At 61.0% G+C, this 22514-nt stretch carries 18 protein-coding genes; 8 read left to right on the top strand and 10 right to left on the bottom strand.

Translation table 11 applies throughout. The features are described from left to right. Positions 1-3: 3 nt before the first annotated feature. Positions 4-891 carry a LysR family transcriptional regulator gene (locus tag AC0R79_RS24845; protein ID WP_474732013.1) on the bottom strand — a complete coding sequence of 296 codons (888 nt, stop codon included), beginning with the start codon at positions 889-891 and terminating at the stop codon, positions 4-6. A gap of 100 nt (positions 892-991) precedes the next feature. Here AC0R79_RS24845 and AC0R79_RS24840 point away from each other — a divergent pair, with 100 nt between their 5' ends. From AC0R79_RS24840 to guaA, 4 genes are all read left to right on the top strand, one after another. After that, complete coding sequence (locus tag AC0R79_RS24840) at positions 992-1759, top strand: sulfite exporter TauE/SafE family protein (protein ID WP_074691031.1); 768 nt, start codon at positions 992-994, stop codon at positions 1757-1759. Positions 1760-1832: 73 nt separating this feature from the next. Then, a complete protein-coding gene (locus tag AC0R79_RS24835; RefSeq protein WP_011335799.1) occupies positions 1833-2381 on the top strand; it encodes a hypothetical protein in 549 nt (182 codons plus the stop codon). A 115-nt stretch (positions 2382-2496) separates the two neighbouring features. Beyond that, positions 2497-3966 carry an IMP dehydrogenase gene (gene guaB / locus AC0R79_RS24830; RefSeq protein ID WP_127799758.1) on the top strand — a complete coding sequence of 490 codons (1470 nt, stop codon included), beginning with the start codon at positions 2497-2499 and terminating at the stop codon, positions 3964-3966. 100 nt (positions 3967-4066) lie between these two features. Beyond that, positions 4067-5644: a glutamine-hydrolyzing GMP synthase gene (gene guaA, locus AC0R79_RS24825; RefSeq protein WP_108590389.1), complete on the top strand. Its 1578-nt coding sequence runs from the start codon at positions 4067-4069 to the stop codon at positions 5642-5644. A 130-nt stretch (positions 5645-5774) separates the two neighbouring features. On the opposite strand, the gene AC0R79_RS24820 is transcribed toward guaA, so the two are convergent. Then, positions 5775-7847: a TerD family protein gene (locus AC0R79_RS24820; protein ID WP_474732010.1), complete on the bottom strand. Its 2073-nt coding sequence runs from the start codon at positions 7845-7847 to the stop codon at positions 5775-5777. A 352-nt stretch (positions 7848-8199) separates the two neighbouring features. On the opposite strand from AC0R79_RS24820, the gene AC0R79_RS24815 reads away from it, so the two are divergent. Then, positions 8200-9576 (top strand): multicopper oxidase family protein, encoded by a 1377-nt coding sequence (locus tag AC0R79_RS24815; RefSeq protein WP_085745305.1) that lies wholly within the window; start codon positions 8200-8202, stop codon positions 9574-9576. Further along, positions 9576-10073 carry a tRNA adenosine(34) deaminase TadA gene (gene tadA / locus AC0R79_RS24810; RefSeq protein ID WP_085606826.1) on the top strand — a complete coding sequence of 166 codons (498 nt, stop codon included), beginning with the start codon at positions 9576-9578 and terminating at the stop codon, positions 10071-10073. Before AC0R79_RS24815 ends, tadA begins: the two co-directional genes overlap by 1 nt. 122 nt (positions 10074-10195) lie before the next feature. Here tadA and cmoB read toward each other — a convergent pair whose 3' ends face one another. From cmoB to AC0R79_RS24770, 8 genes are all read right to left on the bottom strand, one after another. Next, complete coding sequence (gene cmoB / locus AC0R79_RS24805) at positions 10196-11152, bottom strand: tRNA 5-methoxyuridine(34)/uridine 5-oxyacetic acid(34) synthase CmoB (protein WP_474732007.1); 957 nt, start codon at positions 11150-11152, stop codon at positions 10196-10198. Beyond that, positions 11149-11856 (bottom strand): carboxy-S-adenosyl-L-methionine synthase CmoA, encoded by a 708-nt coding sequence (gene cmoA, locus AC0R79_RS24800; RefSeq protein WP_375748050.1) that lies wholly within the window; start codon positions 11854-11856, stop codon positions 11149-11151. Before cmoA ends, cmoB begins: the two co-directional genes overlap by 4 nt. A 215-nt stretch (positions 11857-12071) precedes the next feature. Then, positions 12072-12716: a lysoplasmalogenase gene (locus AC0R79_RS24795; protein WP_179693836.1), complete on the bottom strand. Its 645-nt coding sequence runs from the start codon at positions 12714-12716 to the stop codon at positions 12072-12074. A 2-nt stretch (positions 12717-12718) separates the two neighbouring features. Further along, positions 12719-13111, bottom strand: a complete 393-nt coding sequence (locus tag AC0R79_RS24790) for a protease inhibitor I42 family protein (RefSeq protein WP_102688178.1) — start codon at positions 13109-13111, stop codon at positions 12719-12721. 220 nt (positions 13112-13331) lie between these two features. Then, a complete protein-coding gene (lon, locus tag AC0R79_RS24785) occupies positions 13332-15755 on the bottom strand; it encodes an endopeptidase La (protein WP_127799742.1) in 2424 nt (807 codons plus the stop codon). Positions 15756-16646: 891 nt separating this feature from the next. Further along, positions 16647-17021: a DUF6124 family protein gene (locus AC0R79_RS24780; protein ID WP_127799740.1), complete on the bottom strand. Its 375-nt coding sequence runs from the start codon at positions 17019-17021 to the stop codon at positions 16647-16649. 410 nt (positions 17022-17431) lie between these two features. Further along, positions 17432-19843, bottom strand: coding sequence for a glucose/quinate/shikimate family membrane-bound PQQ-dependent dehydrogenase (locus AC0R79_RS24775; protein ID WP_127799738.1), 2412 nt, complete (start codon positions 19841-19843; stop codon positions 17432-17434). A 136-nt stretch (positions 19844-19979) separates the two neighbouring features. Beyond that, positions 19980-21341, bottom strand: a complete 1362-nt coding sequence (locus tag AC0R79_RS24770; RefSeq protein ID WP_474732005.1) for a carbohydrate porin — start codon at positions 21339-21341, stop codon at positions 19980-19982. 300 nt (positions 21342-21641) lie between these two features. Between AC0R79_RS24770 and AC0R79_RS24765 the strand changes: the two genes are divergently transcribed. Both AC0R79_RS24765 and AC0R79_RS24760 read left to right on the top strand, forming a co-directional pair. After that, positions 21642-21872 carry a VF530 family protein gene (locus tag AC0R79_RS24765; RefSeq protein ID WP_007956650.1) on the top strand — a complete coding sequence of 77 codons (231 nt, stop codon included), beginning with the start codon at positions 21642-21644 and terminating at the stop codon, positions 21870-21872. 1 nt (position 21873) lies between these two features. After that, entirely contained in the window at positions 21874-22512 is a 639-nt protein-coding gene (locus AC0R79_RS24760; RefSeq protein WP_127799734.1) for a Pr6Pr family membrane protein, read from the top strand. Positions 22513-22514 lie beyond the last annotated feature (2 nt).

Raw genomic sequence — 22514 nt, 5'->3', positions numbered from 1 at the left:
AGTTTAAAGGCATTCGCCGGTGAATGTCTGGAGGAAGTGTTGCACCAGAGGTGTGGGATTTTGCCGAGAAGCAAGGGCGACGGTGCTCTGGCAATCGCCGGTCAGCGGCAGAAATCTCACACCGGCCGGCGCAATGTCCTGCATTGATTCCGGCAGCAGAGCGATGCCGAATCCGGCCTGGATCAACTGCAATTGTGTGGTCTTGCGCGACATCACTCGCGCAGCCTGGGGGAAGAAACCGTGACGCATGCACAGGTCCGCGCACAAATAACTCAGCCCGCCGCGCTGCGGATGCGGGATGGAGATGAAGGCTTCGTCTTTCAGTTGTGCCAGATCGACGGCCTCCGCCGACGCCAGTCGATGATCCGCCGGCACGGCAAGCAGCAAGTGTTCGGTATAGAGCGGCACAATCTGAACGCCCTCGCGCTGGCGCAGCACCGGCAGGCGCAGAAGGCCAATATCGAGGCGTCCCTCGGCCAGTTCTTCAAGTTGCGACTCCGAGGAGAGCGTGCCGATGTCCAGCGAAACCCCGGGTTGCTGCTTCAGATAAGTGCTCATGTCGCGCAACAGTTGGCCGCTGATCGGCACGGTACTCGAGTGGCATACGCGCAATGTGCCGCGTTGACCGTGGCCGATTTCCGTGGCCAAAGTGCTGGCCTTGTTCAATTCATTCAGCAGGTTTCTCGCCCGCGGCAGGAACGCTTCACCAGCGGCGGTGAGCCGGGGCTGGCGTGCGGTGCGTTCGAAAAGCGGCGTTTGCAGGCGGGTTTCCATGTCCTTGATCTGCCGGCTCAGCGCCGATTGAGCGATGAACAGCCGTTCGGCTGCGGCACTGAAGCTGCCGCTCTCGGCGATTTCCACGAAGTAGCGCAATTGACGGGTTGAAAGCACGAGGCATGCCTTTTCGAGATGGCTTGGCGGTTTCGAAGATATTAGTCGCAACCCTCGGCGCTGGCTAAAGTCATCGCAGGCTTATAAAGGAAGCGAGCGAATGAGTGTGGCGGGGTTGTTGAGCGAATGGTCGTGGGGCGCGCAAGGCTGGGTGGTGATCGGACTGGCGATCGCGCTGGCCTACATCGTGTTCGGGATTGCCGGTTTCGGTACGGCGCTGGTGGCGGGGCCGATTCTGATTCTGTTCATGCCGCTGTCGAAAATCGTGCCGTTGCTGGTGCTGCTGGATTTTGTCGCGGCGTTCGGCAATCTGCTGCCGTCGCGGCGTGATGTGGCGAAACCGGAATTGCTGCGGCTGCTGCCGTGCATGGCGGTCGGGTGCACGCTGGGGGTGATTTTCCTGCTTAACCTCAAGTCCGATCTTTTGCTGCTGTTGATGGGGCTGTTCATCAGTGCCTATGCGATCTACAGCTTGTGGATCAAGGCGCGACCGGCGCAGTTGTCTGCCGGGTGGGCGTTGCCGATGGGCACCGTGGGCGGGCTGTTCGGCGCGTTGTTCGGCAGTGGCGGCTTTCTTTATGCGATCTACCTCAACAGCCGACTACCCAAGGACGCAGCCCGGGCCACGCAAAGTGCGCTGATCAGTTGCAGCACGGTGGTGCGTTTGAGCCTGTTCGCCATCGCCGGGGTGTATGCCGAGCTACCCTTGTTGATGCTTGCGCTGTGCCTGTTGCCGGCCATGGCGCTGGGCTTGTGGGTCGGGCGGCGTTTGACGATGCGCCTGTCCCGCGAGGCCTTCGTGCGGTTGGTGACCTGGCTGGTGCTGGCGAGCGGGATTGCGCTGATCGGCCGCTATTTAAGCACTTGACCGGATTTTGTCAGGGATTAAGCTGCCGGCCGCGTTCGTCGCAGAACATCCTTTGACGCAGCAGGCTTGCACCATGAACTCCCAAAGCATCATCGTCCCGAAAATCTCCAACCTGCCGGTGCACGAACCCCGGGCCCGGGCGATCCTGCGCTGGCTAGTGCGCAAGAACATCGTCAAGGAAGAGCTGAGTACCTGCGGGCGTACCGGCAATCGCATGGCCTACGCCATCGCCGATGGTGCCCGCGCAGTGGTGCTGCACCCCGAGGCGCTGCCGTTCGGTGAGCCGATCAATGGGCTGGAAGTCATCACCAAGCGCTGCATCTACACCCCGGCCAAGGGTTTTCTCGAAGAGGCCGGTTGCGCCGAGTGCCGCCAGGAAATCGGCGAAGCGCTGTTCGAAAGCCTGGAAGACTGGATGCCGGGCCGCACCGACAACTTCACCTGCCCAGAATGCGGGCACGAAGACGACATCAACGGTTTTCTGTATTTGCAGGAGTGCGGGTTTTCCAATCTCGGTTTCATCTTCAACAACTGGCTGGAGGCGGGCTTCAAGCAGAGTTTCATCGACGAATTCGCCGACTGGCTGGATCAACCGGTGAGCTGGGTCAAGGTCGAGTTGTAAGGGGCGTTTTTCCCGTACATCAGCAACATTGATATAAGACAAGTTTTACATTGAGCCCGGTAGGGTGTCTGAGTATAATGGCGCGCTTCCATTTTCCCGCTCGGGAGCCCCCGCGATGCTGCGTATCAGCCAAGAAGCTCTGACCTTCGACGACATTCTTTTAGTGCCTGGTTATTCCGAGGTGCTTCCTAACGAAGTCAGTCTGAAGACCCGCCTTACCCGTGGCATCGAGCTGAACATTCCTCTGGTTTCTGCCGCCATGGACACCGTCACCGAAGCCCGTCTGGCAATCGCCATGGCTCAGGAAGGTGGCATCGGCATTATCCACAAGAACATGACCATCGAGCAGCAAGCTGCCGAAGTTCGCAAGGTCAAGAAGTTCGAAGCCGGTGTGGTCAAGGACCCAATCACCATCGAGGCTGACGCCACGGTTCGTGATCTGTTCGAACTGACCCGCATGCACAACATTTCCGGCGTTCCGGTTTTGCACGATGGCGACCTGGTCGGCATCGTCACCTCCCGTGACGTGCGTTTCGAAACCCGTCTGGACGCCACCGTTCGTGAAGTGATGACGCCTAAAGAGCGTCTGGTCACTGTTCGCGAAGGCGCCGACAAGAACGAAGTCCGCGAGCTGCTGCACAAGCACCGCCTGGAAAAAGTCCTGATCGTCGACAACAAGTTTGCCCTCAAAGGCATGATGACCGTCAAAGACATCGAAAAAGCCAAGGCCTACCCGCTGGCCAGCAAGGACGATCAAGGTCGTCTGCGCGTCGGCGCTGCAGTCGGTACCGGTAAAGACACCGGTGACCGCGTTGCCGCCCTGGTCAATGCCGGTGTGGACGTGGTGGTGGTCGACACCGCACACGGTCACTCCAAAGGCGTGATCGACCGCGTTCGCTGGGTCAAAGAGAATTTCCCTGAAGTGCAGGTGATCGGCGGCAACATCGCCACCGGCGCAGCCGCCAAGGCTCTGGCCGAAGCTGGCGCCGACGCCGTCAAGGTCGGTATCGGCCCTGGCTCGATCTGCACCACCCGTATCGTCGCCGGTGTCGGCGTTCCGCAAATCAGTGCCATCGCCAACGTGGCCGCTGCCCTCGAAGGCACCGGTGTTCCGTTGATCGCCGACGGCGGCATCCGTTTCTCCGGTGACCTGTCCAAGGCCATCGTGGCCGGTGCTTCCTGCGTGATGATGGGCTCGATGTTCGCCGGTACCGAAGAAGCGCCGGGCGAGATCGAACTGTTCCAGGGCCGTTCGTACAAGGCTTATCGCGGCATGGGTTCGCTGGGCGCCATGTCCCAGGCTCAAGGTTCCTCCGACCGTTACTTCCAGGACTCCTCGGCAGGCGCCGAGAAACTCGTTCCGGAAGGCATCGAAGGCCGTGTTCCTTACAAGGGTACCCTGAGCGCGATCATTCACCAGTTGATGGGCGGTCTGCGTTCCTCGATGGGTTACACCGGCAGCGCCAACATCGAAGAAATGCGCACCAAGCCTGAGTTCGTGCGGATCACCGGTGCCGGCATGGCCGAATCCCACGTTCACGACGTGCAGATCACCAAGGAAGCGCCAAACTACCGCGTAGGTTGAGGCTTCAAGCAAAACGTTAAATGACCGGGGCTGTTTTATTCAGCCCCGAGTCGTTTCTGAATCAAAGACTGTTTCTGAATTACTTAGACGAGACTGAATCATGGCCCTCGACATTCACGCTCACCGCATCCTGATCCTCGACTTCGGTTCGCAATACACCCAACTGATCGCCCGCCGCGTGCGCGAGATCGGTGTGTACTGCGAACTGCACCCGTTCGACATGGACGAAGATGCGATCCGCGAATTTGCGCCAAAAGGCGTGATCCTCGCCGGCGGTCCCGAGTCCGTGCACGAAGCCAACAGCCCGCGCTGCCCGCAAGCGGTGTTCGACCTGGGCGTACCGGTCTTCGGTATCTGCTACGGCATGCAGACTATGGCCGAGCAACTGGGCGGCAAGGTTGAAGGCTCCGAGCTGCGTGAGTTCGGTTATGCCCGCGTTGACGTGGTCGGCAAGAGCCGTCTTCTCGACGGCATCGAAGACCACATCGACGCCGACGGCCTGTTCGGCCTCGACGTATGGATGAGCCACGGTGACAAAGTCACCAAGATGCCGGAAGACTTCCACATCCTGGCCAGCACCCCGAGCTGCCCGATCGCCGGCATGTTCAACGACGAGCGCGCTTACTACGGCGTGCAGTTCCACCCGGAAGTGACCCACACCAAGCAGGGCGGTCGCATCCTGTCGCGTTTCGTTCTCGACATCTGCGGCTGTGAAGCCCTGTGGACTCCGTCGAAGATCGCCGAAGACGCCATCGCCAACATCCGCGCACAGGTCGGTACCGACAACGTGCTGCTGGGTCTGTCCGGCGGTGTGGACTCCTCGGTGGTTGCGGCACTGCTGCACAAGGCCATCGGCGACCAGCTGACCTGCGTCTTCGTCGACAACGGCCTGCTGCGTCTGCACGAAGGCGAGCAGGTTATGGCCATGTTCGCCGAGAACATGGGCGTCAAGGTGATCCGCGCCAACGCTGAAGACCAGTTCCTGAACAACCTGGCCGGCGAAGCCGACCCGGAGAAGAAGCGCAAGATCATCGGCCGTACCTTCATCGACGTGTTCGATGCCGAATCCTGCAAGCTGGACAACATCAAGTACCTGGCTCAGGGCACCATCTACCCGGACGTGATCGAGTCGGCTGGCGCGAAAAGCGGCAAGGCCCACGTGATCAAGTCGCACCACAACGTGGGCGGCCTGCCGGAAGAGATGAACCTGAAACTGGTCGAGCCACTGCGCGAACTGTTCAAGGACGAAGTCCGTCGTCTGGGCCTGGAACTGGGCCTGCCGTACGACATGGTCTACCGTCACCCGTTCCCGGGCCCGGGCCTGGGCGTGCGGATCCTCGGCGAAGTGAAGAAGGAATACGCCGACCTGCTGCGTCGCGCCGACCACATCTTCATCGAAGAACTGCGCAAGGCCGACTGGTACCACAAGGTCAGCCAGGCCTTCGTAGTGTTCCAGCCAGTGAAATCGGTTGGCGTGGTCGGCGATGGCCGTCGTTACGCCTGGGTCGTGGCCCTGCGTGCCGTGGAAACCATCGACTTCATGACTGCACGTTGGGCACACCTGCCTTACGAACTGCTGGAAACCGTCAGCGGCCGCATCATCAATGAAATCGAAGGTATTTCGCGCGTCACTTACGACGTGTCGAGCAAGCCGCCGGCGACCATTGAGTGGGAGTGATCCTGCATCACGCCCTCTAGCATTCAAGGTTGGATTCGCAGAGGCGCAAAAGGGGTTATAAAAAATGCCAGTCAGTTAATCTGACTGGCATTTTTGTTTTTGGGCGGAAGTGCGGAGGCAGGCGCAGGTATTAGAGGAACTGTGACCGAATCAAATCCGTATCGAACGGCGTTATCCCCTGATCAGGTGCAAACACCGCTTGTGCCTGCTGCGGCGAAGCCACTCGTTCGCCTCGTGCTCGTACATGCAAATCGAACAATGTCTCCAGATCAGGCCGTGGTGTATGTACCAAAGCCCGCAGCATCAACGAAATCCCACTGAGGTTGTTCCCGACATTGTTCCACCGAGGAGATGAGGTCAGTCCCAGGTCGGCCCAGATCACGCGCCGCTCCTGCAAGTCCATCACAAATGGCAGACAGATCTGTGTGTCGGAGGCGATATCGATACGATCGAACACGGTTCGCGGCTCGAATACTTCACCCGATGCAGTATCGGCGCGTGCCATCCAGCCAGCGAAGCATTCTGGAAGATCGCAGTACGGCTGCTGAGTGAATGAGTTGATAGACGTGACGACGTAGCGAATGCCCTTCTCGACGAGGACTTCAAGGTCGAGGTCGATGAACTCCGAAGCCCCTTCGGGTGCGTCGACGATGTCGCCGCTGTGGCAGCCGCCGTAATCTCTCAGGTTGTAGTACGCAACCGTTTCTCTGAACACGAAGTTGGCATCGAAAAATGCGGCGGACAAGTCGATGTCCGTGCGTGAACGACCGTTCTTCCACCAAAGAAAAAGGCGAATGAAACGTGTGTCAGGCATCGGCAATCGGCTGCCCCGCACCAGTGTCCGTAGCGATTTCGAAGAAGCGCGTTGTGCCAGCGGTACCCTGTATTCGAGTAATTCCGGATCGATGTAACAGCGACCCAATGGCGGGAGTGTCGCAAACCGCGTTACCAGAGCGTCCTCGCAGATTCGCGCTGCACGAGCCAGCACCTCGGGTGCGAGAGGCTCTCGGTCATCCTTGATGCCATAGACTTTGGCGAATGAACCTTTCGGTGTGAACGCCCGAAGTGGCAGGGGGCGCGGCGCACGTGACTGGGCCAGCAACTGCAGCAGGACAGGCGAGGACACTTGTGGTGCAACAGCCTCGAACGCATCGAGAACCGACTCTCGTTCTGTCGCGCGTCGCAGCGTTGCGTCCAACCGTCTTGCAAACTCACCGGGACGGCTCTGTAGTACGGGCACAAGCTTGGCAATATCGCGCTGGGCGAACAATGTTTCGACACGTGATCCAAACGAGGCAGGCGCTTCGTTGCGACGCGCTGCGGTGATGGCGGCCAGCGCTCTTGGGTATTTATCGGTGTAATCGCCCGGATGAAGTACTTCAGCCAGGCGTTTCCATCGCTCGGCATGCCGCATCACGTCTTCCGTAGCGTTGGGTATTCGGTCGAGCAGGCTCAACAGCAGACGGCGCATCGAGCGCTTCACCGCTTTGAAACGTGTCGTGGCGGTCGCCAGTGACACGTCTCCTCCATTCAGCGCGATCGCCAGTCGTAGCACGTCAGTCGCCGTTTCGACGTTCTGCTCCAGAAATGCATCCACCCGTGCATCGCCAGCTACATGCAGGATCAGTGTGCCGCCAACCTGTGCCCGGATCTCCCGGAACGGGACGACCTCAGGCAGCAGACGGAACACATCACTTTTGTACTCGCGGATAAACCAGATGACATCATTCGCTTCCTCTTCGGAGAGCGAGGTGCGTGATGAAACCAGTGGCTCGAGCAGCGACTCGAACTCAGGGATGCTTCCCGGTTCGATAACCCAGGAAATGAAGTTGCCTTCAAGCAGTGGAGGTCGAGAGTCTTCAGTCGCGGGTAAACGTCGAAGCGTGTGGTAGTGCATGACGGCGTTGAGGTACAGCTCGGCCTCCGAGGCCGTCAGAACCTGCTCAGGAAAGTCAGGGTAAAACGGCCGGTGGTGCACATGAGCGCCACTCCTGCGCCGAAGCACTCTGACAATGTCACGCAACCAGTACTTGAGCTCTGTCGCCGACAACAGGCCGATTTGCTCAATCAGGGGCTCTGACAGTACGCACCGGAACGCCGCGATTTCCCGAATAGCCGACGCGACCTGAGCGCGCGTGGCACCACCAGTGCCCATCGGGACGTGAACTTTACTGCGGCGACGCAGGAACAGCTCCTGATTCATGCTTGATTTTCTCCCTGGGTCGCCGTCGTGAGCGAGCTGCAGCATCGTGTCTACAGCCGATATGAAAACGCCTGCTGGGAGCAGGCGCGGTGTGGAGAGCGGAACCCCTAGTTCATAGGGTTTAGAAGGAAGGTGTTCCATAGCCACGCCGGCATTCTACGGAAGGTTTTCGCTTTTTGTCAGGCCGCTGTGTCTTTCAACAGTAACAAGCTGCTTCGCGAGTGGAGAGAAGTGATGCCCCTGCGGCCTGTGGTCACGGCCGCTTTGCTGTTTCTTTCTCATTTGCAGGTGTATCGTATTCGCCCTTTCCGGGTCTGCGGGCCCGCCGCAGATACGTGAGGTAGTTGAGTTCATGTCCTTTACCCGTCGCCAAATCCTCGGTGGCCTGGCCGGTCTTGTTGTCGTTGGCGTGGGAGCGGGGGGCGCGTCGCGTTACTGGCTGGGCAAGATGGCCGATGCCGATGCGGGGCATGACTATGAGCTGATCGCCGCGCCACTGGACGTTGAGTTGGTGCCAGGGCACAAGACCGAGGCCTGGGCATTTGGCCCGTCGGCGCCGGGTACCGAGTTGCGCGTGCGTCAGGGCGAATGGCTGCGGGTGCGGTTCATCAACCATCTGCCGGTGGCGACGACCATTCACTGGCACGGCATCCGCCTGCCGCTGGAGATGGACGGTGTGCCGTACGTTTCGCAATTGCCGGTGCTGCCGGGCGAATACTTCGATTACAAATTCCGTGTGCCGGACGCCGGCAGCTACTGGTATCACCCGCACGTCAGCAGCAGTGAGGAACTCGGTCGCGGGTTGGTCGGGCCGTTGATTGTCGAAGAGCGTGAGCCGACCGGGTTCAAGTACGAAAAGACCCTGAGCCTGAAGAACTGGCACATCGATGACGAGGGCAACTTCGTCGAGTTCAGCATTCCGCGCGAAGCCGCCCGTGGCGGTACGGCGGGGCGGCTGTCGACCATCAACGGCGTGCCTACGCCGGTGATCGAGTTGCCGGCGGGGCAGATCACCCGCGTACGCCTGCTCAACCTCGACAACACCCTGACCTATCGCATCAACATTCCCGGCGTCGAAGCGCAGATCTATGCGCTGGACGGCAACCCGGTCGAGCCGCGCCCCTTGGGCAAGGAATATTGGCTCGGCCCGGGGATGCGCATCTGCCTGGCGATCAAGGCGCCGCCGGCCGGTGAGGAACTGTCGCTGCGCAACGGCCCGGTTCGTCTCGGCACCCTGCGCTCAGTGGCCAACAATGACGCGCCGACCGACTGGCCGAAAGCACTGCCGGCCAACCCGGTGGCCGAGCCGGACCTGGCCAATGCCGAGAAACTCAACTTCAATTTCGAATGGGTCGGTTCGGTGTCGGTGAATGTCGACAACGGCAAGCCGCCGAGCCTGTGGCAGATCAACGGCAAGGCTTGGGACATTACCGACAAGACCTGCGCCGATCGGCCGATCGCCAGCCTGAAACTGGGCCAGAGCTATATTTTCGAACTGAAGAACATGACCCAGTATCAGCACCCGATCCACCTGCACGGCATGAGCTTCAAGGTGATTGCGTCGAACCGGCACAAGATCGTGCCGTACTTCACCGACACCTACCTGCTGGGCAAGAACGAGCGCGCGCAAGTGGCGCTGGTGGCGGATAACCCGGGGGTGTGGATGTTCCACTGCCACGTGATTGACCACATGGAAACCGGCCTGATGGCCGCCATCGAGGTGAAGTGATGCGCCAGATTCGCCCCGCGGCGATCATCGACCGCAGCCGTGACCGCGACTTCATGCGCGAGGCGCTGGAGTTGGCGGCGCAAGGCGCAGCGCTCGGCGAAGTGCCGGTGGGCGCGGTGCTGGTGCAGGATGGCGAGATTATCGGTCGTGGCTTCAACTGCCCGATCAGTGCCAGTGACCCGAGTGCCCATGCGGAAATGGTCGCGATCCGCGCCGCTGCTCAGGCTGTGAGCAACTATCGTCTGCCGGGCAGCACGCTCTACGTGACGCTGGAACCGTGCAGCATGTGCGCCGGGCTGATCGTGCATTCGCGGATTGCGCGTGTGGTGTACGGCGCGCTGGAGCCGAAGGCCGGGATTGTGCAGAGTCAGGGGCAGTTCTTCACTCAGGGCTTTCTCAACCATCGAGTGTTGTATGAAGGGGGAGTATTGGCGGAGGAGTGTGGTGCGGTGTTGACTGAGTTTTTCCGGGCGCGGCGGGCAAAACCGGCAGACTGAACACAAAACCAATGTGGGAGCGAGCTTGCTCGCGATTCGGTCCAACAGTTACAGAAATGTTGACTGTCAAACCGCTATCGCGAGCAAGCTCGCTCCCACAGGTTTTTCAGTGTTCGGAAGATTTACTTCTTCGCGACAATCACCGCCCGCATCGGCGCCGGCAGCCCTTCGATCGTCTTGCTGTGATCTTCCGGATCAAGGAAATCGCTCAACGACTGATACTTCATCCATTCAGTCCCGCGCTGTTCTTCAACGGTGGTGGTGCTCACATCCACGCACCTCACATCCGTGAACCCCGCACGACGTAGCCACAACTCCAGCGCCGGCACCGACGGCAGGAACCACACATTACGCATCTGCGCATAACGGTCTTCCGGCACCAGTACCTGATGTTTGTCGCCTTCGACCACCAGCGTCTCCAGCACCAGTTCACCACCTTTCACCAGGCAATCCTTCAGCGCCAGCAAATGCTCGATCGGCGAGCGACGGTGGTAGAACACGCCCATGGAAAATACCGTGTCGAAGCCTTCCAGATTCGGCGGCAAGTCTTCGAACGGGAACGGCAGGTGCCAGGCATTCGGCTCTGACAGATAACGCTGCACCGCCTGGAACTGGCAGAAGAACAGCCAGTTCGGATCGACGCCGATCACACTGTCGGCACCGGCGCCGAGCATGCGCCACATGTAGTAGCCGTTGCCGCAACCGACATCGAGGATGCGTTTGCCCTTCAGATCCAGATGCGGGGAGACCCGCGACCACTTCCAGTCCGAGCGCCATTCGGTGTCGACGTGCACCCCGAACAGATCGAACGGCCCCTTGCGCCACGGCGACAGGCCCATCAGGGCAGTACGCATTTGTGCGCGGGTTTCGTCGTCGCAATCGGTGTCGAGTTTCAGGCCGTCGAGCAGGTCGACTTCGGTCGGCTGGATCTTCGGCAGGGCGTCCAGCGCACTTTGCCAGCGCTCCAGATCGCCGTGGCCTTTCTCCATTTTCTTGTCGAGCTGCACTTGCAGGGTGTTGGCCCATTCGGCCAGCGGCGTGCCGGCCAGACGGCGGGCGAGGGGGGACAGATCAATCATGGCAAGGCAATCAACGAGGCAAAGTTAAGACACTGGAACCACGGCACGACTTTCGAGAACCCGGCGGCCAGCAGGCGCTCGCGGTGTTCTTCGAGGCTGTCGGGCTTCATGACGTTTTCGATGGCGCTGCGCTTCTGGGCGATTTCCAGTTCGCTGTAGCCGTTGGCGCGTTTGAACGCGACGTGCAGGTCGGTCAGCAGCGCATGTTCTTCGCTGTCGTTGAAACGCAGCTTCTCCGACAGAATCAGTGCGCCGCCCGGCAACAACGATTGGCGGATGCGTGAAAGCAACGCCGTACGCTGATCCGGGGCGATGAATTGCAGGGTGAAATTCAGCGCCACCACCGAGGCCGGTTTGAAATCGAGGGCGAGGATGTCGCCTTCGATCACTTCGACCGGAAGCAACTCCTGGAACATCGAATCCTGACCGTTGAGGTACTCGCGGCAGCGCTCGACCATCGCCGCCGAGTTATCCACCGCGATCACCCGGCAACCGTCGGTGCGCACGTGACGGCGCAGGGCCTGGGTCACCGCACCGAGGGAGGCGCCGAGGTCGTAGAGCACGCTGTTCGGCTGGGCGAACTGCGCCGCGAGCACGCCGAGGTTCTCGACGATGGTCGGGTAACCCGGCACCGAACGCTTGATCATGTCCGGGAACACCCGCACCACGTCTTCGTTGAAGGCGAAGTCGGGCACCTGGGCCATCGGCTGGGCGAAAATGCGATCGGGTTCTTTGCTCACGGCGGTTCCGGCGGTGTCGATGAAAAGGCCGGCATTTTAGCCAAACTGGCGCGCAGATGCGCGGGTTGTCTGATAAACCGCTTTGCAGCAGGTGATCGTTCCCACGCTCCGCGTGGGAATGCATCCTGTGACGCTCTGCGTCACTTGCGCAAGGACTCAAAGCGTGGGAACGATCAGTTTCAGAGGTCGGGGCGTTTGGTTTGGGAGAAGGCCGAGGCGGCAATCCCCCACTGCCCCAGCCAATAGCTGAGGATGATGATGTAAGGTGCCGCGTTGAACGGTGAGACAAACCGGTTGATGCCGATCACGCTGTCGGAGAACACGAACGCCACCGCGCCGCCCGCCGCCAGCAGCGCCGAACGTTGCGGTACGCCGCTGCCGAGTCGGGCCAGTGCGCGCCAGAGCATGGCGCTGATGGCGGTGCCGTAGACGATCACCGGCACGGTCAACGGGCCGAGTCCGCTGCTGATCAATATGCCCAACAGCACGGCGCCCACGCTGAGGGCCAGGATCAGCGGCAGCAAAGCCAAGCGCCGGCAATCGCTGAGGTAAGCCTTGAGATACGCCAAATGCGCGACCAGAAACGCTCCCAGACCGAAGACGAACAAATCCCCCGGCCACGCCAGCAACACATCGCCGATCAACGAGAAAATCAGACCTAGGCTGATCCAGCGCCGATAGTCGCTGGGCGGCGCATCGTGCAACCAGCCCAGCAACGCCAACACCGGCAGCGGTTTGACCAGCAGGCAGAGCAACGCCGCATGGGTGCTGACGCCATAGAGAAAGGTCACGGCGCCCATCAGCGCGAGGATCAGCCAGCCCACGATCAGTTCACCGAAATGGCGCAGTCAAAGGTTTCCACCGGCAACACTTCCGGCGCCCACGGTTGCTGCGAAGTCAGACGCAGGCGACCGGTGCCGGTGGCGAAAGCCTGGAAGCGCCAGGTCGAGAGACCGGCCGCGCCGACCACGCCGGCATCTTCCGGATTGCTGTAGACCTCGGGGCTGAGGGCGCGCAATACGCCGCCGGCAGAATCCTGGATGGCCCAGCGGTAACCGGTGGTGGGGTTGCTCGGGAGCATGACGATCAGGTTTTGCCCGTTGGTCAGCCGCACCGGGCATTCGCTCTGTTTTTCCACGGTCACGTTGGTTTTCGGTTGCGTGGCGCAGGCGGCCAGCAGGGCGAGGGACAGGGGGACAAACAGGCGAAGGGGGGACATGGATTCAGTGGCTCCGGCGTTGGCGACGAACGGCGAGCATAACTGAAGATGAGACAAAGTGTGACAACGCCAGGCTTGGCGTGATCGTTCCCACGTCGAGGCGTCGAACCGTCCGCGTGGGAATGCATCCTGTGACGCTCCGCGTCACGCTTGTGAAGGGACGCAGAGCGTCCCGGGCGGCATTCCCACGCAGAGCGTGGGAACGATCAGCAGGGGAGCGTTAGAAAAGCACCTTCGCCACATCCGCAAACTTCTTGGCGAAATGCACCGTAATGCCTTCCTTCAAGTAATCCGGCAGCTCTTCGAAATTCCCACGATTCGCCTCCGGCAGAATCAACTCGAAAATCTTCTGCCGTCGCGCCGCAATCACCTTCTCGCGCACCCCGCCAATCGGCAGCACATGCCCGGTCAGCGTCAGTTCACCGGTCATCGCCACGCCTTTTTTCGGCGCCTGATTACGGGCGAGGGAGAGCAGGGCGCTGGCCATGGTCACGCCGGCGCTCGGGCCGTCTTTCGGCGTTGCGCCTTCCGGCACGTGCAGGTGGACGAAAGCCTCGTCGAAGAATTTCGGATCGCCACCGAAGGATTTGAGGTGCGAGCTGACGTAGCTGTAGGCGATCTCCGCCGACTCCTTCATCACGTCGCCCAGTTGCCCGGTGAGTTTGAAACCACGATTGAACGTGTGAATCCGCGTGGCCTCGATCGGCAAGGTCGCGCCGCCCATGCTGGTCCAGGCCAGGCCGGTGATCACGCCGGTGCCGGACAACACTTGCTCGTTGCGGAACACCGGATGGCCGAGGGACGCTTCGAGGTCTTTCGGGCCGATCTTGATCACCGCTTTCGGATCGTCGATCAGCTTCATCACCGCTTTGCGCACCAGTTTGCCCATCTGTTTTTCCAGCTGGCGCACGCCGGCTTCACGGGCGTAACCGTCGATCAAGGCTTTGAGCGCCGTATCGCTGATGCTCAGGCTGCCCTTGGACACGCCGGCCTTTTCCAGCAGTTTCGGCCACAGGTGACGCTTGGCGATGGCGACCTTTTCTTCGGTGATGTAGCCGGACAGGCGAATCACTTCCATCCGGTCCAGCAACGGGCCGGGAATCGAATCCAGGGTGTTGGCGGTGCAGACGAACAGGACTTTCGACAGGTCCATCCGCAGGTCCAGATAGTGGTCGAGGAATTCGACGTTCTGTTCCGGGTCGAGGGTTTCCAGCAGCGCCGAGGCCGGGTCGCCCTGGTAGCTCTGGCCCATCTTGTCGATCTCGTCGAGCATGATCACCGGGTTCATCACTTCGACGTCTTTCAACGCCTGCACGAGTTTGCCCGGCTGCGCGCCGATGTAGGTGCGGCGGTGGCCCTTGATCTCGGCTTCGTCGCGCATGCCGCCGAGGCTGAAGCGGTAGAACGGCCGGCCGAGGGATTCGGCGATCGATTTGCCGACGCTGGTTTTACCCACGCCCGGCGGGCCGACCAGCAGCACGATGGAACCGCTGATCTCGCCTTTATAGGCACCGACCGCGAGAAATTCGAGGATCCGGTCCTTGATGTCGTCGAGGCCGGCGTGGTGTTTATCCAGCACCTTGCGCGCGTGCTTGAGGTCGAGTTTGTCCTCGCCGTACACGCCCCACGGCACCGAGGTGGCCCAGTCGAGGTAATTGCGGGTGACCGCGTATTCCGGCGATCCGGTTTCGAGGATCGACAGTTTGTTCATTTCTTCTTCGAGGCGCTTCTGCACCTGCGTCGGCAGGACCTTGCCTTCCAGGCGCTGCTCGAACTGTTCGAGATCGGCGCTGCGGTCGTCCTTGGTCAGGCCGAGTTCCTGCTGGATGACCTTGAGCTGTTCCTTGAGGAAGAACTCGCGCTGATGCTCGCCGATCTTGCGGTTCACTTCGGCGGAGATTTCTTTTTGCAGGCGCGCGACTTCGACTTCCTTGCGCAGCATCGGCAGGACTTTTTCCATGCGCTTGAGCATCGGCACGCAGTCGAGCACTTCCTGCAGCTCGGGGCCGGTGGCGGAGGTCAGGGCGGCGGCGAAGTCGGTCAGCGGCGACGGGTCGTTGGGGCTGAAGCGGTTGAGGTAGTTCTTCAGCTCTTCGCTGTACAGCGGGTTGAGCGGCAGCAGTTCCTTGATCGCGTTGATCAGCGCCATGCCGTAAGCCTTGACCTCGTCGGTCGGCTCGGTGGGCTGGTGCGGGTATTCGACTTCAACGAGATAGGGCGGGCGGTGGTGCTTGAGCCAGGTCTTGATGCGGACGCGGCTCAGGCCCTGGGCGACGAATTGCAGTTTGCCGTTTTCGCGGCTGGCGTGGTGCACCTTGACCAGGGTGCCGTATTGCGGCAACGCCTTGGTGTCGAAGTGGCGTGGGTCTTCCTGGGGGGTGTCCATGAAGAACAGGGCCAGGGAGTGGTGTTCGGATTTGCTGACCAGTTCGAGGGTTTCGGCCCAGGGTTCTTCGTTGACGATGACCGGCAGGACCTGGGCCGGGAAGAACGGGCGGTTGTGGATCGGGATGATGTAGACCTTGTCCGGCAGGTTCTGGCCGGGCAGGGCCAGGCCTTTGCCGGGGACGTGGTGTTCGATGTGTTCGGCGTCGGTTTCGGTGATGTCGTCGGGGTTCTCGGGGAATTCTTGCTGGTCGCTCATGGGGCACCTGCGCAATTGGGTATGGGTCTTAGATGGGGCAGGGTTTTGGTGGTTTCAATGGGTCGGGATGTTTCTGCTTGTGTGTTCAGGGTTTTGACAGGGTTTTGGGGTTGGGCTTGGGCTTGGCGGCCTTTGGGCCGGCCATGCTCTGGATGTTTGGGTGAATATCCGTTTCTGCGGGTGCGCCCGCTGGCGGTTTCGCCCTTACGGCGACTCACTTTTTTGACAAACGCCTCAAAAAAGTAAGCAAAAAAAGGCTTGTCCCAACGTTCGGCCCGCTCGCTGAGGCTCGGGGTTCCTTCGCTCCGGGATTCATCCGGGGGCATCGCCTCCGGTTTGCTTCGCTGCACCTCCTCTCGATGTGTTCGACTGCGTCGAACGGCGCTGCGCGCCTACCCCCCGGATGAACCCCTCCACTCAGCCTGCCGACGGGACGGGTGGATCAAGATCAAGAGCTTTGTCGAGCTAACGCTCATCCTGTTTTTTGGGGAGCTATGCGCGGGTTGGTCGACCGGGGAATGGAACCTGGCAGGGCGTAGGCCCTCCCGCGCATGGCTGTAACTTGATCGTTCCTACGCTCTGCGTGGGAATGCAGCCCGGGACGCTCTGCGTCCCAGTCGAGCTGCCAGCGAATGCGGTCTGTGGCTGGCAGTCGATTTCGTCAGGGTGGCTTTGATCGTTCCCACGCTCTGCGTGGGAATGCAGCCCGGGACGCTCTGCGTCCCAGTCGATCTGCCAGCGAATGCGGTTTGTGGCTGGCAGTCGATTTCGTCAGGGTGGCTTTGATCGTTCCCACGCTCTGCGTGGGAATGCAGCCCGGGACGCTCTGCGTCCCAATCGATCTGCCAGCGCATGCGGTCTGTGGCTGGCAGTCGATTTCGTCAGGGCGGCTTAGCTGGGTGTCGGGTAACGCTGTACTTCGACGTTATCCAGTACTCGGTTCACCGCCAGTTCCGCCAGCATGATCACCTGCTGAATTCCCAGGATCCGATGCCGCTGCGGCGTATCGACAAAAGCCGCTACATCACTGGCCATGACACTGGCTGTGGCCAAAGACTCACACGCATGAGCCAGGAGGGTTTCGTCGTCCATGTCCGGGGATATCTGGAACATCTGGCTCGGTCGGCGGCCGGGGCATTTTTTCGGGATAGGGTTGAAGTGATGGTCGAGGGCGCGTTCGGCGGCGTCGTGGAGTTTCTTTGAATCAGGGGATTCGTATGGCGAGGTGTCGTTTGATTCGGGGGGATTGGGTGTTGGTTTTTTCATGGTGGAACTCCAAGTGACAAATTGAGCTACCACGAATCGCTGCGAAACGATGGAGGGTGGCAGCTGTGCGCGGGTTCGCAGACCGGATCACTCGGAAAACTCCGGCATACCCGAAGGTATCCCGCGCACAGCCACCATTAACAAACGAAAAGTGCCGAGGCACTTCGGTTTGGGGTGGCGATTATGCACCAAGTGAGTTGAGCGGACTGCGACGCCCGTTCGCTGAATGTTTCAGCGACCCCCAAAGCCTATCCACCCCATTTCCGAGCCACAACCGACGCGACATGTCAGAAACATCCCCCGCAAACACCCCGTCTGTAGGACATAAACACCCCGTTGAAAAACCGCAGCCCACAAAAAAGGCGACACCCCTCACAGGGCATCGCCTTTTTCCTTACTGCCGTTACAACTTATTCCGGCAGTTTGTAAGCAATCACATAGTCACCCATCTTGGTGCCCAACGAACCGTGACCACCCACCACGAGCAGGACGTATTGCTTGCCGTCTTTGCCGGTGTAGGTCATCGGGGTCGCTTGGCCGCCGGCAGGCAGACGCGATTTCCACAGTTCTTTACCGGTGTTCACGTCGTAGGCGCGCAGGTACTGGTCGAGGGTGCCGCTGAGGAAGCCGACGCCGCCAGCGGTGACGATCGAGCCGCCCATGCTTGGCACGCCCAGGGTGAAGCCGATCGGGATTGGCGAGCTGTCGCGGCTGGTGCCGTTTTTGCGTTTCCAGACGACTTTGCCGGTGGTCAGGTCGATACCGGCGACGTAGCCCCAAGCCGGGGCCTGGCACGGTACGCCCAGTGGCGACATGAACGGGTGCATGATCACCGCGTATGGCGCGCCGGTGTTCGGTTGCACGCCGGCGGTTTCGCTCTCGCGTTTGCTGCCGGCGGCGACTTTCTCGCGTGGCACCATTTTCGAGACGAAGGCCATGTAGTTCGGGCTGGTGAACAGCATCTGGCGAACCGGGTCGACAGAAACACCGCCCCAGTTGAACACGCCGACGTTACCCGGGTAGATCAGGCTGCCCTGTTCCGACGGAGGCGTGTATTGGCCTTCGTAGCGCAGTTCCTTGAACTGGATGCGGCACAGCATCTGGTCGAACGGGCTGGCGCCCCACATGGCTTTTTCGGTCAGTTCCGGGGCCAGCAGGTTCAGGTCCGAACGGGCCTGGGTCGGGGCGGTGTGGTCGCCTTTCACGGCGCCTTGCGGAACCGGGATTTCCTGGATCGGGATGATCGGCGTGCCGTCACGACGGTCGAGGACGTACAGGCTGCCCTGTTTGGTCGGGGCGATTAGCGCAGGCTTGATGCCGTCGGCGGTTTTCATGTCCAGCAGGGTTGGCTGGCTGCCGACGTCCATGTCCCACAGGTCGTGGTGGGTGAACTGGTAGTTCCAGCGCACTTTGCCGGTGCCCAGGTCCAGGGCGACGACGCCGGCGCTGAATTTCTCGGCGCCCGGGGTGCGGTCGGCGCCCCATTGGTCTGGAGTCTGGTTGCCCAGAGGCAGGTAGACCATGCCGAGTTTTTCATCGACGCTGGCCAGCGACCACATGTTGGCCGAGTTGCGGCTGTAGGTCTGGCCCGGGGCCAGGGGTTCGGTGGCGTCCGGGTTGTTGCTGTCCCAGTTCCAGACCAGATGACCGTCGCGCACGTCGTAGGCGCGGATCACGCCGGACGGCTCGTTGGTCGATTCGTTGTCGGTGACGTGACCGCCCATGATCACCAGATCGCGAGTAATCGCGGCTGGCGAAGTGGAGTAGTAGCCACCGGCGGTGAACGGGCCGATGCCTTGGGTCAGGTCAACCACACCGTTGGTGCCGAAGCCTTCGCAGATCTTGCCGGTGTCGGCGTTCAGTGCGATCAGGCGGGCATCGGCGGTCGGCAGGTACAGGCGACGCGGGCAAGCCTGGGCGACGGCTTTGCCGGCCTCGGAGATGACGGCGGAGGCTGCATTTTCAGACTTGGCGTAAGCGGCTTCGTCGTAGTACGACACGCCACGGCAAGTCATGTGGGCGAAGCCCTTGAAGCCGACCGGGCTCTTGATCTGCGGGTCGAAGCGCCACAGTTCCTTGCCGGTGTCCGGGTCCAGTGCCAACACTTTGCTGTGCGCGGTGCAGGCGTAGAGCATGCCGTTGGCTTTCAGCGGGGTGTTTTCGTTGGTCAGTTCCACCGGGTCATCGGCAGTCGGCAGGTCGCCGGTCTGGATGCGCCAGGCTTCTTGCAGCTTGCCGACGTTGGCCGGGGTGATCTGCTTCAGTGGCGAGTAACGGTCACCGAACTCGGTGCGGCCGTAGGCCTGCCAGTCGCCGTCCGGCATTTGCGGGGCGGTGCTGGTGGTGTCGGCGGTGTCGCGACCCAGTTCGCCGAAGGTTTCGCCCGGGTGGGTGAACAGGCTGGCCAGAGCGGTGACGCCGGCCAGAATCACGGCCACGGTCAAACCGCCGGTGCCCATCGGTGCAGGACCGTTGAGCAGCAGCGGGCGACGGAACCACGGCAGCAGCATCACGAAGCCGAGGACAAACCACAGCGCCAGACGCGGCACCAGTTGCCACCAGTCCAGGCCGACTTCCCACAGCGCCCAGACGGTGCTGGCGAACAGCACGATGGCGTACAGGCCCAATGCTGCGCGACGGCCCATCAGCATCAGAATGCCGGTCAGCGTGATGCCGATACCGGCCAGCAGGTAATACAGCGAGCCGCCGAGCGTACTCAGCTTGATTCCCCCGGCCAGCATGGCCAGGCCCATCAGCAGAAGCAGAATGCCGAGCAGGTTCGGCAGAAGACGGCTTCGACTCGAAGCACCTTCAGTGCTCATAGTGTGGTTCTCCGTGACGTTTCAAGTAGTCCCGCGCTGTAGTCACTGTAGATGACGATCGGGCGCGGGCATGGTTCAGATAAAAACTTGTCTTGCTATCGAATTTCATCTGCAGGCCTGAGCGGCCTGCATTGGGTCAGAACGACGACTGGATCTTGATCCCGCCGATCAGCGCGTCATCGACCTTGTCCACACCGCCGGGATGGCGGATGTATTGCAGGTTCGGGCGCACGGTCAGCCAGTTGGTGACGTGCACGCCGTAATAGAGTTCGGCGCTGTATTCAGTGTCCTGTGGTGGCAGGAACGACGGATCGTCGTAGTCGTAGACGGCGCGAGCCTGGTTGGTCGCTTCGGCGTTCTTGCGGTAGGCCGGGTTGACGTGGACGCGGGCCAGGGCGAAGCCGATGTCGTCCTTGGCGCGGGCGCCGAACAGGCCTTTGTAGACCACGCCGGCCTGGACGTAGTTGTCGATGGCGTTGGTCTTTTTGTCGTGCATCGTGCCGTTGGCGAACACGCTCAGACCACGGGAGTTGTCGCTGGCGACGCTGGTGACCTGCTGTTGCACGCCGAGCCACACGCCGTGTTTGCTCGAAGCGCTGCGATAGGCTTCGCCGCTCAGGGCAGCCGGCTGGCCGTTGCTGTCTTTATAGGCGTCGGTGGCCTTGGCGTTGCTGTAGTAGTAACCGGCGCGGTATTCGCCCGGCAGGCCGTTGAGTTTCGGCTTCCACACCAGTTCGATCGGCAGGATCGCGCCCTGGGTGCCGCTGCCGCTGAGCTTGAAGCCGTTGCCGCGATCGAGGTTCGACGGGTTCTGCTCATAGGCGCCGATTTGCGCGTACAGCTCCGGCGTCAGGTGATATTTGACGCGCAGCGCCCACTGGCTGACCGGCCAGTTGTACCAGATGCCGCCGACCCAGTTGCCGACCTGCGAGCCGCAGAACGCCAGGTTCTGGAAGTCGCACGGGAAGGTGTTGAAGTCTTCGCCTTCGCCGAAGCGGCCGACCTTGATGTCGAGCTTCTGGTCGAAGAACTTCTGCTGGTACCACATCTGCGTCAGGCGGGTGGTCTGGCCACGGCCCCAGACTTCCTGGGCGGAAGTGAAGCCACCGATGCGCGGGTCGTTGATGCGGTCGTTGCTGATGTTGTTGCCGCTGCGCTTGGTTACGGTCAGCTGGAATTCAGCGTCGTTCCAGCCCAGCAGTTTTTGCAGGTCCAGATGAGTGCCGAGGCCCCATTGGTCGCTGTAGCGCGCAGTGCGGTCGTGGTCATAGCCGCCGTGCAGGTTGCTGCCCATTTCGCCGGTGTAGTCGAGCTTGAAGTCGATACCTTTTGCCGCGAGTTCGCTGCGGGTGCCGTTCCAATCACCGAGCATCCACGGTGATTCACTGTCGAAGGCCGGAGCGGCCTGGGTGCAGGTGGCGAGGCCAAGGGCGGTGCAGCCGCCGATCAGGCGCAGGGTTGAGATAGCGCTGTCTCGGGAGAACGGAAAATCGGGCATGAATAGGGTCTTTCTTGATCTTTTTGGGGGATAAGCTGGCCGCTACGATTTGACGCAGGCAGTGAAGCGATTCAGCAGAAGGGCGGCAGGATAATGTCCTGTTACAAAAACACAAAGTGCTTTTGCAGACATGAACCCTTTCGGATTCGGTAACAGTGCGGCAATACAGCGCATTGCGGGTGTTGGCGCAGGCTGCGATCTTCTCCGGTTGGCCTACATTTAACCCAAGGCCTTCCACCCGCCCATGCCCTCGGCTAAGGTGCGCGGCTTCTGCATTTTCACTTCGCCCAAAGGCCCGGCATGAACGACCACAATCCCGATCCGCTGCACGGCGTGACCCTCGAACAGATCCTCAATGCACTGGTGACCCACTACGAATGGTCGGGCCTGGCAGAGCGCATCGACATCCGCTGCTTCAAGAGCGATCCGACCATCAAGTCGAGCCTGACCTTTTTGCGCAAGACCCCATGGGCGCGGGAAAAGGTCGAGCGTCTGTACGTGAAACTGATGCGCACCAAGCGTCCGCTCTGAGATGAACGCCGAGCTGCGGCGACGCCTGATCACTTCGGCTGCGGTGCTGGGCTGGGCCGGGCTGGGAATTCAGCTGTACCTGATTTTCTTCGCGCGCCTGAGCGTTGGCGCCAGTCTGCTGGGCGGGCTGGTGAGTTTCTTCAGTTACTTCACTGTGCTCACCAACACCCTGGTGGCGGTGGTGCTGACCTGCGCGGTGACCGACCGCGAATCCGCAGCGCGACGCTGGTTTCTGCAACCCTGGGTCAGCAGCGGGATTGCCGTGAGCATTGCGGTGGTGGGCCTGGCATACAGCATTCTTCTGCGGCATTTGTGGCATCCGCAGGGCTGGCAATTTATCGCTGACGAATTGCTCCACGACGTGATGCCGCTGCTGTTTCTGGCGTATTGGTGGTTGTGCGTGCCGAAGGGCAGCTTGCGTCTGAAGCACCTGCCGTTGTGGCTGATCTATCCGCTGGTGTACTTCGCCTATGCGCTGTTGCGCGGGCATTTGCTGGGGGCTTACGCCTATCCGTTCATTGACGTGGCACTGCTGGGTTATCCACAGGTGTTCGTCAATGCCGGGGGGATTCTGCTGGGGTTTGTGCTAATTGCATTGCTGGTGATTGGCATCGACCGCTGGCAAGGGCGGCGCCTTTAACA

The organism is Pseudomonas sp. HD57-3, from assembly GCF_056113135.1.
The sequence above is the reverse complement of the archived record's forward strand: the minus strand, read 5'-3'. Positions and strand labels throughout refer to the sequence as shown.

What these genes read in the sequence shown, in the direction of transcription:
- AC0R79_RS24840 (WP_074691031.1), top strand. Translation starts at nt 992, where the DNA reads ATGAGTGTGGCGGGGTTGTTGAGCGAATGGTCGTGGGGCGCGCAAGGC.
- AC0R79_RS24835 (WP_011335799.1), top strand. Translation starts at nt 1,833, where the DNA reads ATGAACTCCCAAAGCATCATCGTCCCGAAAATCTCCAACCTGCCGGTG.
- guaB (WP_127799758.1), top strand. Translation starts at nt 2,497, where the DNA reads ATGCTGCGTATCAGCCAAGAAGCTCTGACCTTCGACGACATTCTTTTA.
- guaA (WP_108590389.1), top strand. Translation starts at nt 4,067, where the DNA reads ATGGCCCTCGACATTCACGCTCACCGCATCCTGATCCTCGACTTCGGT.
- AC0R79_RS24820 (WP_474732010.1), bottom strand. Translation starts at nt 7,847, where the DNA reads ATGAATCAGGAGCTGTTCCTGCGTCGCCGCAGTAAAGTTCACGTCCCG.
- AC0R79_RS24815 (WP_085745305.1), top strand. Translation starts at nt 8,200, where the DNA reads ATGTCCTTTACCCGTCGCCAAATCCTCGGTGGCCTGGCCGGTCTTGTT.
- tadA (WP_085606826.1), top strand. Translation starts at nt 9,576, where the DNA reads ATGCGCCAGATTCGCCCCGCGGCGATCATCGACCGCAGCCGTGACCGC.
- cmoB (WP_474732007.1), bottom strand. Translation starts at nt 11,152, where the DNA reads ATGATTGATCTGTCCCCCCTCGCCCGCCGTCTGGCCGGCACGCCGCTG.
- cmoA (WP_375748050.1), bottom strand. Translation starts at nt 11,856, where the DNA reads ATGGCCCAGGTGCCCGACTTCGCCTTCAACGAAGACGTGGTGCGGGTG.
- AC0R79_RS24790 (WP_102688178.1), bottom strand. Translation starts at nt 13,111, where the DNA reads ATGTCCCCCCTTCGCCTGTTTGTCCCCCTGTCCCTCGCCCTGCTGGCC.
- lon (WP_127799742.1), bottom strand. Translation starts at nt 15,755, where the DNA reads ATGAGCGACCAGCAAGAATTCCCCGAGAACCCCGACGACATCACCGAA.
- AC0R79_RS24780 (WP_127799740.1), bottom strand. Translation starts at nt 17,021, where the DNA reads ATGAAAAAACCAACACCCAATCCCCCCGAATCAAACGACACCTCGCCA.
- AC0R79_RS24775 (WP_127799738.1), bottom strand. Translation starts at nt 19,843, where the DNA reads ATGAGCACTGAAGGTGCTTCGAGTCGAAGCCGTCTTCTGCCGAACCTG.
- AC0R79_RS24770 (WP_474732005.1), bottom strand. Translation starts at nt 21,341, where the DNA reads ATGCCCGATTTTCCGTTCTCCCGAGACAGCGCTATCTCAACCCTGCGC.
- AC0R79_RS24765 (WP_007956650.1), top strand. Translation starts at nt 21,642, where the DNA reads ATGAACGACCACAATCCCGATCCGCTGCACGGCGTGACCCTCGAACAG.
- AC0R79_RS24760 (WP_127799734.1), top strand. Translation starts at nt 21,874, where the DNA reads ATGAACGCCGAGCTGCGGCGACGCCTGATCACTTCGGCTGCGGTGCTG.